This window comes from Mesorhizobium sp. LMG17149 (assembly GCF_024518695.1).
Classification (GTDB): Bacteria; Pseudomonadota; Alphaproteobacteria; order Rhizobiales; family Rhizobiaceae; genus Mesorhizobium.
Genome location: NZ_JANIFL010000009.1, coordinates 74,441 through 91,080, shown reverse-complemented (window position 1 = coordinate 91,080; position 16,640 = coordinate 74,441). Strand labels below are relative to the sequence as shown.

General features: G+C 62.9%; 16 protein-coding genes. 10 read left to right on the top strand and 6 right to left on the bottom strand.

Annotated elements, in window-relative coordinates:
• Positions 1–61 precede the first annotated feature (61 nt).
• Entirely contained in the window at positions 62–2,251 is a 2,190-nt protein-coding gene (locus NP945_RS21515; protein ID WP_256747463.1) for an anthranilate synthase, read from the top strand.
• 5 nt (positions 2,252–2,256) lie between these two features.
• Complete coding sequence (locus NP945_RS21510) at positions 2,257–3,204, top strand: cation diffusion facilitator family transporter (protein WP_023809882.1); 948 nt, start codon at positions 2,257–2,259, stop codon at positions 3,202–3,204.
• A gap of 202 nt (positions 3,205–3,406) precedes the next feature.
• Here the strand turns inward: NP945_RS21510 and NP945_RS21505 are convergent, their stop codons facing one another.
• On the bottom strand, positions 3,407–3,613 hold the full coding sequence (locus NP945_RS21505) for an antitoxin (RefSeq protein ID WP_032808618.1): 207 nt from the start codon (positions 3,611–3,613) through the stop codon (positions 3,407–3,409).
• 19 nt (positions 3,614–3,632) lie between these two features.
• Complete coding sequence (locus NP945_RS21500; RefSeq protein WP_128308072.1) at positions 3,633–4,736, bottom strand: hypothetical protein; 1,104 nt, start codon at positions 4,734–4,736, stop codon at positions 3,633–3,635.
• Between the two features lie 102 nt (positions 4,737–4,838).
• Here NP945_RS21500 and NP945_RS21495 point away from each other — a divergent pair, with 102 nt between their 5' ends.
• From NP945_RS21495 to NP945_RS21470, 6 genes are all read left to right on the top strand, one after another.
• Positions 4,839–5,276 (top strand): DsrE family protein, encoded by a 438-nt coding sequence (locus NP945_RS21495; protein WP_127270547.1) that lies wholly within the window; start codon positions 4,839–4,841, stop codon positions 5,274–5,276.
• Positions 5,277–5,426: 150 nt separating this feature from the next.
• Positions 5,427–6,206, top strand: coding sequence for an SDR family NAD(P)-dependent oxidoreductase (locus tag NP945_RS21490; protein ID WP_127270549.1), 780 nt, complete (start codon positions 5,427–5,429; stop codon positions 6,204–6,206).
• A gap of 63 nt (positions 6,207–6,269) precedes the next feature.
• Positions 6,270–6,578 (top strand): putative quinol monooxygenase, encoded by a 309-nt coding sequence (locus tag NP945_RS21485; RefSeq protein ID WP_127320720.1) that lies wholly within the window; start codon positions 6,270–6,272, stop codon positions 6,576–6,578.
• A 159-nt stretch (positions 6,579–6,737) separates the two neighbouring features.
• Complete coding sequence (locus NP945_RS21480) at positions 6,738–6,983, top strand: type II toxin-antitoxin system Phd/YefM family antitoxin (protein WP_056595839.1); 246 nt, start codon at positions 6,738–6,740, stop codon at positions 6,981–6,983.
• On the top strand, positions 6,980–7,366 hold the full coding sequence (locus tag NP945_RS21475; protein ID WP_127270551.1) for a type II toxin-antitoxin system VapC family toxin: 387 nt from the start codon (positions 6,980–6,982) through the stop codon (positions 7,364–7,366). The genes NP945_RS21480 and NP945_RS21475 overlap by 4 nt, the downstream gene beginning before the upstream one ends.
• A gap of 95 nt (positions 7,367–7,461) precedes the next feature.
• Complete coding sequence (locus NP945_RS21470; protein ID WP_256747462.1) at positions 7,462–8,565, top strand: AbrB family transcriptional regulator; 1,104 nt, start codon at positions 7,462–7,464, stop codon at positions 8,563–8,565.
• Positions 8,566–8,572: 7 nt separating this feature from the next.
• Here NP945_RS21470 and NP945_RS21465 read toward each other — a convergent pair whose 3' ends face one another.
• Both NP945_RS21465 and NP945_RS21460 read right to left on the bottom strand, forming a co-directional pair.
• A complete protein-coding gene (locus tag NP945_RS21465) occupies positions 8,573–9,652 on the bottom strand; it encodes a siderophore-interacting protein (RefSeq protein WP_128308073.1) in 1,080 nt (359 codons plus the stop codon).
• A 129-nt stretch (positions 9,653–9,781) separates the two neighbouring features.
• A complete protein-coding gene (locus tag NP945_RS21460; protein WP_127269787.1) occupies positions 9,782–10,675 on the bottom strand; it encodes a LysR family transcriptional regulator in 894 nt (297 codons plus the stop codon).
• Between the two features lie 147 nt (positions 10,676–10,822).
• On the opposite strand from NP945_RS21460, the gene NP945_RS21455 reads away from it, so the two are divergent.
• On the top strand, positions 10,823–12,358 hold the full coding sequence (locus tag NP945_RS21455) for an MFS transporter (RefSeq protein ID WP_127271712.1): 1,536 nt from the start codon (positions 10,823–10,825) through the stop codon (positions 12,356–12,358).
• Positions 12,359–12,381: 23 nt separating this feature from the next.
• On the opposite strand, the gene NP945_RS21450 is transcribed toward NP945_RS21455, so the two are convergent.
• Both NP945_RS21450 and NP945_RS21445 read right to left on the bottom strand, forming a co-directional pair.
• Positions 12,382–13,158, bottom strand: coding sequence for an esterase family protein (locus tag NP945_RS21450; protein ID WP_127271710.1), 777 nt, complete (start codon positions 13,156–13,158; stop codon positions 12,382–12,384).
• Between the two features lie 4 nt (positions 13,159–13,162).
• Positions 13,163–14,329, bottom strand: coding sequence for an ATP-grasp domain-containing protein (locus NP945_RS21445; protein WP_256747461.1), 1,167 nt, complete (start codon positions 14,327–14,329; stop codon positions 13,163–13,165).
• Positions 14,330–14,752: 423 nt separating this feature from the next.
• On the opposite strand from NP945_RS21445, the gene leuA reads away from it, so the two are divergent.
• Entirely contained in the window at positions 14,753–16,492 is a 1,740-nt protein-coding gene (gene leuA / locus NP945_RS21440; RefSeq protein WP_256747460.1) for a 2-isopropylmalate synthase, read from the top strand.
• Positions 16,493–16,640 lie beyond the last annotated feature (148 nt).

The following is a 16,640-nucleotide window of genomic DNA, read 5'->3' as shown; positions in this document are numbered from 1 at the left end:
GCCATTTGTTTTTTCCAAGCCATTCCCGGGTCCGTTGCCCAAGACGCTGATGGAGACGGCAATGACGATAAAGCTTCTGGAAAACGGCGCGGAAAGTTTCGTGACCGCGGGTGGCATAACCATCACGCGCGCGCGCCACGACCGGCCCTATGCGGGCGCGATCGACGCTTACGTTGACGGCCTGAATTCGCGCCGCGGCGCTGTATTTTCCTCAAATTATGAATATCCCGGCCGCTACACGCGCTGGGACACCGCCATCATCGATCCGCCGCTGGTCGTCTCGGCGCGCGGCCGTGCCATGCGCATCGAGGCGCTGAACCGCCGTGGCGAGGCGCTGCTGCCGGTCATCGGCAAGGCGCTCGCCAGCCAGGCGGATGTCACCATCGCCGAGACGTCGAAGACACTCATCCGCCTCGATGTCGCCAAGCCCGGCCGTGTCTTCACCGAGGAGGAGCGCAGCCGCGTCCCTTCAGTCTTCACCGTACTGCGCGCCATCACCGCTCTGTTCAAGACCGAGGAAGACGCCAATCTTGGTCTCTACGGCGCCTTCGGCTACGACCTCGCCTTCCAGTTCGATCCGGTCGAACACACCCTCGAGCGCAAAGAGAGCCAGCGCGACCTGGTGCTTTTCCTGCCCGACGAGATTCTGGTCGTCGACCATTATTCCGCCAAGGCCTGGACTGACCGCTACGACTATGCCGGCGAGGGTTTTTCGACTGAAGGGCTGCCGCGCGACGAAATCACCGAGCCGTTCAAGAGCCCCGACCGCATCCCGCCGCGCGGCGACCATGAACCCGGCGAATACGCCGATCTGGTGCGCAAGGCGATGGATTCGTTCAAGCGCGGCGACCTTTTCGAGGTCGTGCCCGGCCAGATGTTCTACGAGCGCTGCGAGACGCAGCCATCCGAGATTTCGCGCAAGCTGAAAGCCATCAATCCGTCGCCCTATTCCTTCTTCATCAATCTGGGCGAAGGCGAATATCTGATCGGCGCCTCGCCGGAAATGTTCGTGCGCGTCAACGGCCGCCGCGTCGAGACCTGCCCGATCTCGGGCACCATCAAGCGCGGCGACGACGCCATTTCCGACTCAGAGCAGATCCTGAAACTGCTCAACTCGAAGAAGGACGAATCCGAGCTGACCATGTGCTCGGACGTCGATCGCAACGACAAGTCGCGGGTCTGCGAGCCGGGTTCGGTGCGCGTCATCGGCCGTCGGCAGATCGAAATGTATTCGCGCCTGATCCACACGGTCGACCACATCGAAGGCCGGCTGCGCGAAGGCATGGATGCCTTCGATGCCTTCCTGTCGCATGCCTGGGCGGTCACCGTGACCGGCGCGCCGAAATTGTGGGCCATGCGCTTCATCGAGCAGAACGAGAAAAGCCCGCGCGCCTGGTATGGCGGCGCGATCGGCATGGTCAATTTCAACGGCGACATGAACACCGGCCTGACGCTCCGCACCATCCGTATCAAGGACGGCATTGCCGAAGTGCGCGCCGGCGCCACATTGCTGTTCGACAGCATTCCCGAGGAAGAAGAAGCCGAAACCGAACTGAAGGCATCCGCCATGCTCTCCGCCATCCGCGACGCCAAGACAGGCAATTCCGCCAGCACCGAGCGCACGACCGCGCGCGTCGGCGACGGCGTCAACATCCTGCTGGTCGACCACGAGGATAGTTTCGTCCACACGCTGGCCAATTATTTCCGCCAAACCGGCGCCAACGTCTCGACCGTTCGCTCGCCGGTGCCTGAGGAAGTCTTCGACCGGCTGAAACCCGATCTCGTCGTGCTGTCGCCCGGCCCCGGCACGCCGAAGGACTTCGATTGCGCCGCAACCATCAAGAAGGCGCGCGCCCGCGAACTGCCGATCTTCGGCGTCTGCCTTGGCCTGCAGGCATTGGCGGAGGCCTATGGCGGCGAACTGCGGCAGCTGCACATACCGATGCACGGCAAGCCGTCGCGCATCCGGGTCTCCAAGCCCGGCATCATCTTCTCGGGCCTGCCCAAGGAAGTGACCGTCGGCCGCTACCACTCGATCTTTGCCGATCCGGTGCGCCTGCCCGACGATTTCATCGTCACAGCCGAGACCGAGGACGGCATAATCATGGCCTTCGAACACCGCAAGGAGCCTATCGCCGCGGTACAGTTCCACCCGGAATCGATCATGACGCTCGGCCACAATGCCGGCATGCGCATCATCGAGAACATCGTCGCCCACTTGCCCCGCAAGGCCAAGGAAAAGGCCGCCTGACGATCATGGCTGAAGCCGAGAACACGATGGCGATCGCGGCCAAGGCGGCCGCGAAGCGCAAAATCGCCAATCTCGCCTTCTGGTCGATTATCGTCGCTTTTGTCGTGCTCGCGCTGAAGGCTGCCGCCTGGTACGTCACCGGCTCGGTGGCGCTCTACTCGGACGCCTTGGAATCGATCGTCAACGTCATTGCCTCGGTTGCAGCCTTCTGGGCGATCCAGGTCAGCCACAAGCCGGCCGACCAGGACCACCCTTTCGGCCATCACAAGGCCGAGTATTTCTCGGCGGTGCTGGAAGGCGTGCTGATCGTGCTCGCCGCCCTTTTGATCCTCAACGAGGTCTGGCGCCACTGGCAGACCCCGGCACCGCTCGAACAGCCCTGGGAAGGTCTTGCCGTCAACGGCGTCGCTACGGTCATCAACGCCTTCTGGGCCTGGACGTTGATCCGCGCCGGCAGGGCGGAGAAATCACCGGCACTGGTCGCCGACGGCAACCACATCATGACCGACGTGGTCACCTCGATCGGCGTCTTCGGCGGCCTGGTCGGAGCGATCCTGACCGGTTGGCAGATCCTTGACCCCGCACTTGCCGTCCTCGTGGCTTTGAACATCCTGTGGCAGGGCTGGCATGTCATAGGCTCGTCGATGAACGGCCTGATGGACCGCGCCGTCGACACCCAGGAACACATGCGCATCCGTGACGTCATCTCGGCCAATTGCAAGGGCGCGCTCGAGGTGCACGACCTCAAGACGCGCATCGCCGGCCGCGCCACCTTCATCGAGTTTCATCTGGTCGTCGACGCAGACATGTCGGTCGGCGCCAGCCATGTCATCTGCGACCGCATCGAGGACGCGCTGAAAGCCGAAATCCCCTCGGTGCGCGTCACCATCCATGTCGAGCCCGACGACGAGGCCAAGCTGCCGAAGGGCACAACCGCCGTGCCGTTCGCCTGAGGCGATTTCCTGTAGCGACTTGGGAAAATTAACCGAAGCTTCTCGACTTCGTCATCCACGGGCGAAGCAGGAGCGAAGCTCCGTCGCGGAGACCCGAGGATCCATGCCGCGACCTTGTCCGTAGAGTGCAGCGGAACAGAATTCTGCACCGCAGCAGCGCTCAGATGTCACGCATGGATCCTATGGTCTGCGCCGCCAGTCTCTATCGGCCTTCCAAAGCTGCCTCAACAAAATCGTCGTCAAGTGGCCCGGTCAAACTGTCGAGCCAGACCCAATCCTGCGCAAGCGGTTCGAGAACGACCGCTCGGCCCTCGCGACGGATTGAAATCTCGCCGGTATCGAAACGGTATTTCTTCGGCATGCGTACTGCTTGCGATCCGCCAGACCAAAAGACTTTTGCCTTATCCATTCGCGCCCTCCATTGAAGCTCAAGGCGAGCAGGCCGATTGCGGCATCGGCTGCAGCCGATAGACCTTGTCGTCGGATTTCGTCTTGCCATCGGCGGCCTTCGAACACAGGTCGACGATCGCGAGCGCGCTGTTGGGATTTGCCAGCATCATCGTGCCATTGAGGCCACGCTTGAGGAAAATCTCCTTCTGCGCGATGTCGCAGGAAGAATCGCTCATCTTCGAACTGGCCGCGCAGCGCCACTGGTCGGCTTCGCCCTGGCAGGAATAGGTCTGCGTAACCTCAGCCGATTTCTGCCGTGTGGTGACGGTAACGGCAATGTCGGCGCCGTCTGGCCAGTTGGCGGCGTCGCCACCCGAGGCGAAGGACGCCAGCTCTACCTTGCCGCGGAAAACCCGGATCGACTGGGTGAGTTGATCGGGGTGCGAGCCGAGATGCGCCGCATCGTAGTCGCGCCCATAGCAGAAGGCCTGGTCCGGCTTCAGCCGCTCGCGCAGCGGCGGGCCTAGCGCCGGGTCGACCGGATCGATGCGCGCGAACTCCGCCTTGCAGGTCGCCGCTGGGATCGGGTCGAGGCGAAAATTGTCGTCATCCTTGCCGAGTGCCTGCCTGCTATATTCCGCAGCGCCAAGTTCTTCTTCCGAACCGGCATCGAGATAGATGTCGGGCTGCAGATCCGAGAGGAACAGCCGGCCCTTGTCGTCGACCTTCAGCGACGCAAGCGTCCGGTCGCATTCCATGCCGCAATGAACCGGGCCTGTCTTGCCGTCCTCGGACGCATGATTGCACCAGCCGCCGGCCCATTCCGGCGACTTGGCGCCGCGCACGGTGGTGGCGATGAAAGCATTGTAGGACGTGTCGGAATTCACGGTCGGTTCCTCGTTCGGCCGGCTGACCGGATCATGGCCGTAGTAGAAGAAGATCCGCGTTACCTTCTGCTTCGGGTGCGCCTTGAGATGCCCCGCATCATAGACGCGGCCGAAACAGGCATCAGCGCCGTTCGGACTGAGTTCGGTGAGCTTCAGCGCATCGTCGGCGGAGGCCGATCCGGCAAGCAAGCCAAGCAGCGCCGCGCCAAACCCGGCGCCGGCGACTGTCTTCCATTCCCCTGCCCTGAACGCCATGTGATCTCTCCTCCGCATCGACAGGACGCAACGTCAATTTATGCTAGTATTGCGGCCGCAGCCACGCAATTCGCGGCGGGCCGCCAAGCGGAGGAGGATTCCATGCGTCGGCGCGATATGTTCCGCGCGGTTCTTGCCGGAACCGGAACGCTTCTCGGTTTGCGGGCAGCACAGGCAGCCGCCACCGAGCCCGCAAGGCAAAAAGTCGCCTACCACTTGAGCGACACCGACAAGGTCAATTTCGTGCTCGGCAACATCAAGAACCACTATGAGGGCACCGGCGGCAATGTCGACATCGTGCTGGTCGTGCATGGTCCCGCGCTCGCGGCCTTCAAGTCGAAAGGCATATCGGCCGCGATTTCCGGGCGCTTCGCCGGCCTGGTGCGGCAGGGGCTGGAACCCCATGCCTGCGCCAACACCATGCAAGGCATGGATATTTCGCTCCCCGACCTGCTCGCCGGGTTTCATGCCGCCGACAAGGGCGGCGTCGTCAAACTCGCCGAACTGCAAGGCCAGGGTTACGCCTATCTGCATCCGTAGAGCGGTTTGTTTGGCGCAAATTCCCCGAGGGAAAGCGCTACTCGCTTTGCCGGGAAACCGCTCCACACGTTTCCTTGAATTGCTCAAAGGCTTGAACACCGGGGTGGCAAGGGCCTACGAAGGACAGGCAGACCTCCCGGAGGAAGAACCGTGCCAGCCACCACACTCAGCATACCCGATCTTGCCGGCAAGGCAGTGCTGGTCACCGGTGCGTCAACCGGCATCGGAGCGGCGCTCGCGCTGGCCTATGCAGCGCAGAAATGCAAGGTGGCGCTGCACTACAATTCGAGTCAAGACGCCGCCGAGAAGCTCGGCTTGACGATTGCCGACAAGGGCGGCGAGGTGTTTCTCGTTCAGGGCGATTTTTCCGTTGCCGCCGATGTCGAGCGCGTCGTCGAGGACAGCGCGCAATATTTCGGCCGCCTCGACGGGCTGGTCAACAATGCCGGCGGCATGCTTGGCCGCATCCCTTATGCCGAGCAGACCGAGGCGCATTACGACGCTGTGATGGACCTCAATGCGCGCTCGGTGCTGACTGCTTCGCGCAAGGCGATCCCGTGGCTGAAGAAACAGGGCGGCTTCATCGTCAACACCTCCTCGATCGCCGCGCGCAACGGCGCCGGCGGCGGCGCCGGGCTTTACGGCTCAGCCAAGGCCTTCGTCTCCAATGTGACGCGCGGCATGGCCAAGGAACTGATCGGCTTCGGCATCCGCGTCAACGCGGTAGCGCCCGGAACCATTCTCACCCCGTTCCACGAGCGCTATTCGACCGACGAGCAGATGAAGGGCATGGTCGCCACCATTCCGCAGGGACGCGCCGGCACGGCGCAGGATTGCGTCGGCGCCTATCTGTTCCTCTCTTCGGACCTTCTCAGCGGCTACATCACCGGCCAGGTGATCGAGGTGAATGGCGGCCAGTTGATGCCTTGAACGGCTACCGGCATACTGGCGGTCTGCATGTTCTTGTCGAAAACCTCAAAGGGAGACAACGGAATGTACGGACTGATCGGCAAGATGCGGGCGGCGCGCGGCCAGCGTGACGCGGTCATGGACCTTCTGCGCGACAGTACAGGCGCCCTGCCGGGCTGCCTGAGCTATATCATCGCGCGCGACCCCGCCGATGCCGACGCGATCTGGGTCACCGAAGTGTGGACCGACGCCGAAAGCCACAAGGCCTCGCTGCAGCTTCCCGAAGTCCAGGCGGCGATCGCCAAGGCGCGGCCGTTCATCGCCGGCTTCGAATTCCAGGTCGAGACCCACCCCGTCGCCGGCTTCGGGCTGGCTGACGGCAAGACGGGGTGATCCGCCCACGGCTTATGCCGAGGCGAGGTTCGCACTCCAGGTGCAATATCGACAGGTGAACAATCTCGACCCCGGGTTTTGCCAGTCATCGCGCTCCACTTGTAATTCTCTGAAAATGGACTAAGTTCTGTGGACTAAGTCCACTTGGAGAAACCTGCGATGCAGACCGTGAACATCCACAATGCGAAGACCAATCTTTCACGTCTCGTTGACCGAGCTGCCAAAGGTGAGCCGTTCATCATCGCCAAGGCGGGCAAACCATTGGTGAAAGTCGTGCCTATCGATCAGCCGGCCTCGTCGCAGGCGCGAAGGGTCGGTTTTATGGCCGGCCAGTTTTCCGTTCCCGACGATTTCGACCGCATGGGTGGCGAGGAGATTGAGCAACTGTTCGGTGTCAACACTTGAAACTGCTACTCGACACCCATTTGCTGCTGTGGGCGGCTGGCGAACCGGATCGGCTAACACCTGCGGCTCTCGCCGAGATTGAGGACCCCGAGAACGAATTGCTGTTCAGTCCCGCCAGCCTTTGGGAGATCGCAATCAAACGAGGACTGGGACGGGATGATTTCCAGGTCGATCCCCGTTTGCTCCGGCGAGGCCTATTCGACAATGGCTATCACGACTTGCCGATCACCAGTGAACATGCCCTCGCCATCGACGGACTTCCGGCGATCCACAAGGATCCCTTCGATCGAATCCTGGTCGCCCAGGCAACCATTGAGGGGATTACCTTGCTGACGATGGACGATCTTGTCGCCCGTTATCCCGGTCCTATCCGAAAGCTCTGACACCTTGGTAAACTGCGTGACTCGCGCGTCACACAGCTTCCTTTTTCGGCAAAGCGGGGGTTCGCATCGTCCCGCTTCAAGTCTAAGACCGAAACATGGATTCCTCGGCCGAGCAGCCATCCCCGGACCTGCCCACACTCGAGCGCATGGCGCGGATGCGTAAGCTCTGGCAGTGGCTTGCCCTGCTGGTTGTTTCCCTGCTGTTTGCCGGCGCGCTGGAACTCGCCACCCTGCCGGCGGCGTTGCTGATCGGACCGATGCTGGCGGCCATCGTCGCCGGCACCAATGGCGCCACGGTGCGTGTGCCGCATCTTCTGTTCGGCGCCGCCCAGGCGATCGTCGGCTGCCTCGTCGCCAGCTCGATCTCGGCCGACATCTTTCCGGTCTTCTACCAGGAATGGCCGCTGTTTTTAGGCGTCGTGGTGGCGACCGTCACTGCCTCCAGCCTGCTCGGCTGGCTGATCAGCCGCTGGCGCATCCTGCCCGGCACCACCGCCGTCTGGGGCTCGTCGCCGGGTGCGGCCACCGCCATGGTGCTGATGGCCGGTGCCTTCGGTGCCGACCAGCGCCTCGTCGCTTTCATGCAATATCTGCGCGTCATCTTCGTCTCGATGACCGCAGCACTCGTTGCCAAGATGTGGGTCGACACCTCGGGCGTCGAAATCCCGCCCATCGTCTGGTTTCCGCCGATCGACCGCCAGGCCTTCGCCGCCACCATCGGCATCGCGCTGGTTGGCGGCCTGGCGGGAAAGCTGTGCCGACTGCCCTCGCCCTTCTTCCTCGGCACCTTTGTCTTCGGCACCGTCGTCCATCTCGGCTTGGGCGTGGAAATGCAATTGCCGCAATGGCTGCTGGCCGTCAGCTACGCCATGGTCGGCTGGTCGATCGGCCTGAACTTCACCAGGGCGATCCTGCGCCATGCGGCTGGCGCCTTGCCGCAGATCATCGCCTCGATCGTGGCGCTGGTCGCCTTTTGCGGCTGCCTTGCCTTCATGATCAGCCATCTCCTGGGCATCGATCCGCTGACCGCCTATCTGGCGACCAGCCCCGGCGGCATGGACAGCATCGCCATCATCGCCGCAGCAGCGCAGAACGTCGACATCTCTTTCGTCATGGCCCTGCAATCGGCACGCTTCCTGATCGTGCTGGTGATCGGCCCGAGCGTGGCGCGGCTGGTGGCGAGAAGCGTCAGGCAATAAGCAGCGACTAGTCCTCGCCGCCCTCGCCCACGCTATGCGCATCCCGACGCCAGTAGGCCGTAACCAGGTGCCGGTCGCGCGGCAGGCCCCACTGCTTGCGCACGATCTTGCGTATCTCCCGGAAATCGCCGAATTCGCAACTTGCCCAGACGTACAGGCCGTCGGCAAGCGCCATGTGATTGCGCTCACGCAAGGCGGTCGACAATAGGCCCGCGGTGCCGGCCTCGAGGCCGCGCCGGTAAAGCCAGGTGATGTCGATATTGTCCCCTTGCGCCAGCGCCATTCGGTCATCCGGGCTATCGACCTCGATCAGCGCCTCGGCACGTGTTGATGGCGGCAGATGCTCCAAAATCCTGCCGATGGCGGGCAGCGCGGTGTCGTCGCCGAGCAGAAGCAAGGTCTGCGCCACCGGGGCGTCGCCGCCGCCGGGTCCGATCATGCCGATGACGTCTCCCGCCCGTGCGTTTTGCGCGAATGTGGCGGCGGGCGTGTTCTGGCCGGGGTGCAACACGAAATCGACATCGAGCCAACCGCTTGCGGCATCCAGCGCCCGGATCGTGTAGACCCGCACGGCAAGCGCATCGTCGCCAGAAGGCCAGACGATCAAGCCGTCAGCGCCCATCGTCGGCCAAACCAGCCGGCGGCCAGGCGGCGGCAGCAGCAGCCGCATGTGCAGGCCGCCATGGCTAAATCGGCCGAGATCCTTGCCGGCGAAGCGCAGGCGCTGCATATGCGCCGATATCCGCGTCGACGACATCACCGTGATCTCGCGGAAGAAGACCGGAGTACCGGCGTCGCTGCCGTCGCCTTGCCAATGGATGCCCTTGGTCGTGCCGAGATGTTCGGCGACATGGCCGGCGACCGTCATCTTCATGTAGGACAGGCAGGTTTCGTCTGTCGCCGCGACGCGGATCAGCACGCTTTCATCATCGAGCGTAGCGCTCAACGAGCCGTAGTAGAGGCGGAGCTCCCACTGGTCGGCAACGCCAGTGTCGATCTCGAATTCGCTGTGCTCTGCGCGCAGCCGGTCCATCACCGATCTGATCGCCGCGTCGCTGATCCGGGTTTGCGCGCTAAGTTGGTCCATCGCTCAAGTCCTTCGAAACGGTTCGGGCAAGGCGCCGCGCGGCACCCTCACCGTCAGCGGCATGCCACAGCCGCTCCGATGTTTCCACACAAACATGACAATATTAATCATATTTATTCGATGAGTTGGCTACGAGCCGCTTGTCGCAGCAAGTCGCTCGGGAAGGAAATCAACGAAGACGCGCACCTTCGGCGACAGATGGCGATTGGAGGGCCACAGCATCCGGAACTGGCCACGGCCGTCGACATGACCATCGAGGACGGTACGCAGCCTGTCTTCGTGCAGCGCCTCGCGCACCAGGAAATCCGGCATGCAAGCTATGCCGAGGCCGGCGAGCGTGGCGCCCTTCAAGGCTTCCATGTTGTTGCAGGTCAGCATCGAGCGGATCTGCGGTTCGGCGCTTCCGGTAGTGAACGGCCACTCCAGCAGCCTGCCGCTGTTCAGGAAGCGGAAGTTTATGCCGAAATGTCTGATGAGATCAGCCGGCACGCTGGGGGCGCCATGGCGGTCCAGGTAGGAGGGCGCCGCGCACAGCAGCATGCGAAAGGGCGCAACGGGTCTCGACACAAGGCGCGAATCCGGCAGTTCGCCGCTGCGGATCGCGACATCGATACCCTCGTCGATGACGTCGACGATCCGGTCGTTGAAATCGATGTCGAGCTCGATCTCGGGATAGCGTGCCATGAACTCCGACAGCACCGGCAGCAGCAGATGATAGGTGACGATCGGGGTGGATATGCGCAGCCGCCCACGCGGTGTTTCCCGTGTCTGCGACAGCATCGCCTCGGCATCGTCGATGTCGTCGAGGATGCGGCGCACCCGCTCGTTGAACAGCTTGCCCTCTTCCGTCAGGCCAATGCGCCGCGTGCTGCGCTGCAGGAGCCGCACGCCGAGTTCCTGCTCGAGCCGGGCGACACTTTTGCCGACAGCGGAAGCCGAGATGCCAAGCGCCCGCCCGGCGGCGACGAAACTGCCGAATTCGGCGGTGCGGGCGAAGGCCAGGAGCCCGTTGAGACGATCCATTGCGTCATTCCATTCGAGCGTTTCAGTCCGATATACCAGGAGATATAACACCATTTTTCCTGAAATGCCGACGACCTATCTTGTCATCACGACCGGCTCCGCAATGGCGCGGGCCACCGGCGAGTACTGTTTCAGATAGGGAAATCCATGACTTCCAGGACCACAACCGGCTCTGCCGAGAGATGGCTCGTGCTCTTGTCCGTGTGCCTTGCCGCGATGACGATGCCCTTGACCTTCACCGGTCCGGCCGTCGCTCTGTCGCGTATCGCGGCCGATCTCGGCGGCAGTCCGATCGAGCTCAACTGGGTGACAAACGCCTTCATGCTGACCTTCGGCGCCACCCTGATGGCGTCGGGCGCTCTGGCCGACAATCACGGGCGCAAGCGCCTCTTCCTCGTCGGCCTCTCCCTCTATGTCCTGGCGTCGCTGGGCGCGATGCTGGCGCCGGACATCATCTGGTTCGACATTTTCCGCGCCGCGCAGGGTATCGGCAGTGCGGCCGCCTTCGCTGGCGGCGCCTCGGCACTTGCCCAGGAATTCGAAGGGCCGTTGCGGCTGCGCGCCTTCAGCTTCCTCGGCACCAGTTTCGGTATCGGCCTCGCCTTCGGCCCAATCGCGTCGGGCCTGCTCATCTCTGCATTCGGCTGGCGGTCGATCTTTCTTCTGGTTGCAGCACTCGCGATTGCCGCCGCCATGCTCGGCCTGCGCACCATCAGGGAATCGCGCGACCCGGATGCGACGGGCCTAGATTGGGCGGGAGCCGGCACCTTCACGATCGCGCTGGCGTCGCTGACCTATGGCGTGCTCCAGGCCCCGCAGAGCGGCTGGGCCGATCCCCTCGTCGTCTCCCTTCTGGCCGCTTCTGCCATCTGTTTTGTCGCCTTCGTCGTTGTCGAGCGGCGAGCACAACGGCCGATGCTCGATCTCACGCTGTTTGCCTATCCCCGCTTCGTCGGCGTCCAGTTTCTGGCTGCGGCACCCGCTTACGCCTTCGTCGTCCTGCTCGTCCTGTTGCCGATCCGCTTCATCGGCATCGAGGGTATGAGCGAGATCAAGGCCGGGCAATTGATGATCTGCCTATCAGGCCCGCTGCTGATCCTGCCGATGCTCGCCGGACAGCTGGCGCGCTGGATCGCGCCGGCCACGATCTGCGGCGTCGGCCTGCTCGTCGCTGCCGCCGGGCTTGTCTGGCTAAGCCTGACACCACCGGTCGATAGTGCGCTGGTGGCGCCGCTGATGCTGATCGGCGTCGGCATCGCTTTGCCTTGGGGATTGATGGACGGGCTCGCCGTCAGTGTCGTGCCGAGAGAGCGCGCCGGCATGGCGGTCGGCATCTTCAACACCACCCGCGTCGCTTGCGAGGGCGTGGCGCTGGCGATCGTCATGGCGACCCTTTCCGGCTTTACCGCCGCGCATCTCGCCGCACAGGGAACGGCATCTTCGACGCAGGCAGCAGCGGCAGCCCAACTGCTGGTGACCGGCAATCTCGGCGAAGCAGCACAACATCTGCCCCAGGCTGGAGCCATTGTTCTGGTCCAGGCCTACGAGGCGGCGTTCGACAGGCTGCTGATCGTGCTGGCGGCAATCACCGTCATGACCGCCATCGTCGTCTTCCTTGGCCTGCGTCGCGGATCGGCGTCGGAACACGAGACCGTCGCTCTGCCGGCAGGCCAGGAAGGGTAGCTGTCAGCGGACGAGCCCCGCTGTCAGTCGAGCCTGTGCATCAGGTCCTCATCCAGCCAACGGCCGAAGAAATAGACCAGTTGCTTGTGCCACCATGGCCAGTCGTGGCTGACATCGCCGCCCCAATAATCGACCCAGGCGGGAATGGATTTGTCGCGCAGGATCTGTTCCAACTTGCGCGTCTCGACCAGCATCCGCTCTTCCCAGGCGCCCTGGCCGCAGCAGAAGATCAGCCTGAGCGCCTTCAGCCGGGCCAGCAGTTTGGGATCGACGATGCCGGGCAGATAGTCGAGCGGCGAGTTGTAGAAAATGTCGCCCTCGAGCGCTTTGCCGAAGAAGTCGCGCGCCGAATAGACGCCCGACAGGGCAATGACGCCGCTGGCGAGTTCAGGAAAGCGGAAGACGAAGTTCGACGAGTGATAGCCGCCCATCGAACAGCCCGAGAACAGCGGCTTCAGCTTGCGCCCGCCATTGGCCTGCTCGGCTGTGGACAGGAAGTCCGGCAGCGCCTCCTCGCGCACATAGCGGAAATAGGCCTCGTGGCGGGCGATGCGGTGGGCGGCGTCGGCATGCTTGTCGAAGAAGGATTCAGAATCGACGCCGTCGACCGTGAACAGCTGGATGCGGCCGGTGTCGATGAATTCGGCCAGTGCGCCCACCCCGCCGGAATCCTCGAACTGGTAGAACCGGCCCTGCGAGGTCGGGAACACCACCACCGGCCGGCCGGCATGGCCGTAGCGCTTGTATTCCATGTCGCGGCCGAGCTGGCTCGAGAAATTCTTGTGATAGGAAATGTCCATCGCCTCACGCCTTTTCCGCGTGGATGTACGCGACCGCTGCACGCAACGCTGCTTCGTCCTTCGAGCGCATCTGGTAGGCGTAATTTCCCATGGCGCGGCTGAAAACCTCTTCGATGGCCTGATGGTGGACGATCTTGTCACGCTGCGCGGCTAGCACGTCCTCATGGCTGTGCAAATAGTGGAGGCGTCGCTTGCGGCTGGCATAGGCGGTGAAATACTTCCCCTCGTAAGGGCCGCCGGCGGCATCCCTGACCACCATGTCGGCCCATGCCGCGTAGACATCGATGTCGAACGTGTAGTTGATCGCATCGGTCATCCAGGCGCCGGGCGGGCGCATGTTGACCTCCAGCGCGATGACCCGGTCGTCCTTGGTCTCGAACAGCTCGATGTGGAAGAAGCGTTCGCGCACGTCGAATGCTTTCAGGATCTTGCGGCCGGCCTCCTCGACCGCCGGGCTGATCCTGGGAAAGCAGGTGTAGCTCATATGGCGGTCCTTGTTGACCACCTCCATGACGCTCTGGTCGTAGCGGTGGCTGGCCGCCAGCACCACCTCGCCGTCGCGGTTGACCAGCCCGTCGAAGGTCACCACCAGCCCCTCGATGAACTGCTCCATGACGAAGGTCACGTCCTCGGGCTTGTCCCGGAAGAACTGGTCGAGCTCTTTGGCGTTGGAGATCTTGAAGGTGTTCGATGCGCCGGAACCGCTGTCGGGCTTGACCACGACGGGGTAGCCGACGCGCCGGATGAAAGTCATGGCCCCGGCACGGTCGGAGCATTTGCGCTGCGCGATGGTGTCGACGCCGCTCTTGCGGAAGAAGGCACGCATGCGGCTCTTGCGCTTAAGGTTCTTCACGAAATCGAGCTTGGTGCCGTAGATGTTGAAGTCGGTGCGGATGTTGGCTTCCAGCTCAAGCCAATGTTCGTTGAGCGATTCAAAACGGTCGATACGGCCCCATTTGTGGATGAAATGCCCCACCGCCCGGAACACCGGATCGTAGTCCTCCATGTCGGCGACGCGGTAATATTCCGAAAGGGCTGCTTTCAGCTTGGCGTCGAGCGCGTCATAGGGCGCGTCGCCGATACCGAGCACCCTGGCCCCGGCCTTCTTCAAGCGGTCGCAGAAATCCGCGCCGTTGGCGGGAAAATGCGGCGAGAAGAACACGAAATTCATGGACGACCCCTCCCGCGACAGGGGCATCGAAACCCTGTCGATGCCCGAGTCTGGCGCATTTGCCGCGCGTGGGGAAGAGCGCGCATGTTCGGGACAACATCCGACAGATCACGGCCCGCCACGCGGCCCCCACTTGCCTCTCACAAGCGGCTCCTGTAAGAGAACCGCCATGAACACGCGCGCCACCAACGCTTCCCGTTCGACCGGTTTTTCCGGCGAGACCGTGCGCGCGCTGGCTTCGACCCTGCTTCTTCTCGGCCTTATCGGCGATCGCCGGGTTCGCTGAAGGAGCGCCCGGCGGTCGAACCGCCGCGCAAGCGCATGCTCCTTGGCAATCACATCAAGCGAACGAAATTCTGGTAAAGGCGCCGCTCGCCATCAATCCACCGAAGGTGGATCCATGAGCCGCCGGGAGAACCGACGATGAACGCACGAGAAGAAATCCGCTCCGATGCCGCGGTAGCCGACACGGATTCGGCCAAAGGGATGCCCGACGCGGCTCGCAAATATCAGCCCTATCCGACCGTCGGCCTCACCGACCGGACCTGGCCTTCGAAGGTGATCGACAAGGCGCCGATCTGGTGCTCGGTCGACCTGCGCGACGGCAACCAGGCGCTGATCGATCCGATGGGCCATGAGCGCAAGGCACGCATGTTCGGCCTGCTGCTCGACATGGGCTTCAAGGAGATCGAGATCGGCTTCCCGTCGGCATCGCAGACCGATTTCGACTTTGCCCGCTGGTGCATCGAGGAAGGCAACGTGCCCGCCGATGTCTCGCTGCAGGTGCTGGTGCAGTGCCGGCCGGAGCTGATCACCCGCACCTTCGAGGCGCTGAAGGGCGCCACCAACCCGATCGTCCATTTCTACAATTCGACCAGCGAGCTGCAGCGTCGCGTCGTCTTCGAAAAGGACGTCGGCGGCATCAAGCGCATCGCCACCGACGCCGCCAAGATGATCACCGACATGGCGGCCAAGGCCGGCGGAGGCTTTCGTTTCGAGTATTCGCCGGAGAGCTTTACCGGCACCGAGCTGGAAGTGGCGCTGGAGATCTGCAACGCCGTCACCGAGATCGTCAGGCCGACGGCGGACAACAAGCTGATCATCAACCTGCCCTCGACGGTCGAGATGTCGACCCCCAACATCTATGCCGACCGCATCGAGTGGATGTGCCGCAACCTCGACAACCGGGAAAACCTGCTGGTCTCGCTGCATCCGCACAATGACCGCGGCACCGGCATCGCCACCACCGAGCTCGGCCTGATGGCCGGCGCCGACCGCGTCGAAGGCACGCTGTTCGGCAATGGCGAGCGCACCGGCAATGTCGACATCGTCACGCTGGCGCTGAACATGTACACGCAAGGTGTCGATCCCTTGATCGATTGCTCCGACATCAACCGGATGAAGGACGTCTACGAATATTCGAACCAGTTGAAGATCCCCGAGCGCCATCCCTATGTCGGCGAACTCGTCTACACCGCCTTTTCCGGTTCGCACCAGGATGCCATCAACAAGGGCATGAAGGCGCTGAAGAAGGCCAATACGAGCCTGTGGGAAGTGCCCTATCTGCCGATCGACCCGGCCGATGTCGGACGCAGCTACGAAGCCATCATCCGCATCAATTCGCAGTCCGGCAAGGGCGGCATCGCCTATGTGCTGCAGGCCGATTACGGCCTCAACCTGCCGCGCAATCTGCAGATCGAGTTCAGCCAGGAAATCCAGGCGATCACCGATGCCGAGGGCAAGGAAGTGCCGGCCAGGCGCATCTACGAGCGCTTTATCGAGACCTATGTCGACCAGCCCGGCGCGCGGCTGAAATTCCTCGATCACCACACCTATCCCAGCACCGAGATCAAGGGCCGGCGCGTCGTCGAGGCGGTCATCCTCGACGACGGCAAGGAAGTGACGATTACAGGCACGGGTACCGGCCCGATCGATGGTTTCGTCAATGCGCTGTCGCGCCATGTCGGCGTCGAGATGTCGGTGCTCGACTATTCCGAGCACTCGATGCAGCGCGGCTCGAACGCGTCGGCCATTTCGTATGTCGAGATGGAGTATCCCCAGGGCAAGCTGTTCGGCGCCGGCATCAACACCAACATCGTCGCCGCCTCACTGGAGGCGGTGATGTCTGCCGCGAACCGTATCGTCGGTAAAAAAGCCGGCTGACGCCCGACGGGAACAAAGATCGGAACCCACCCAACCTGGTGATCGGTTCCGATCTTTCGGGCCATTAACCACCGCGGAATTATCCGGTGGGTACGTGATCGCATAACGGGGTGTATACTTGTGTGGTGGTGCGGGACCTATATGATCG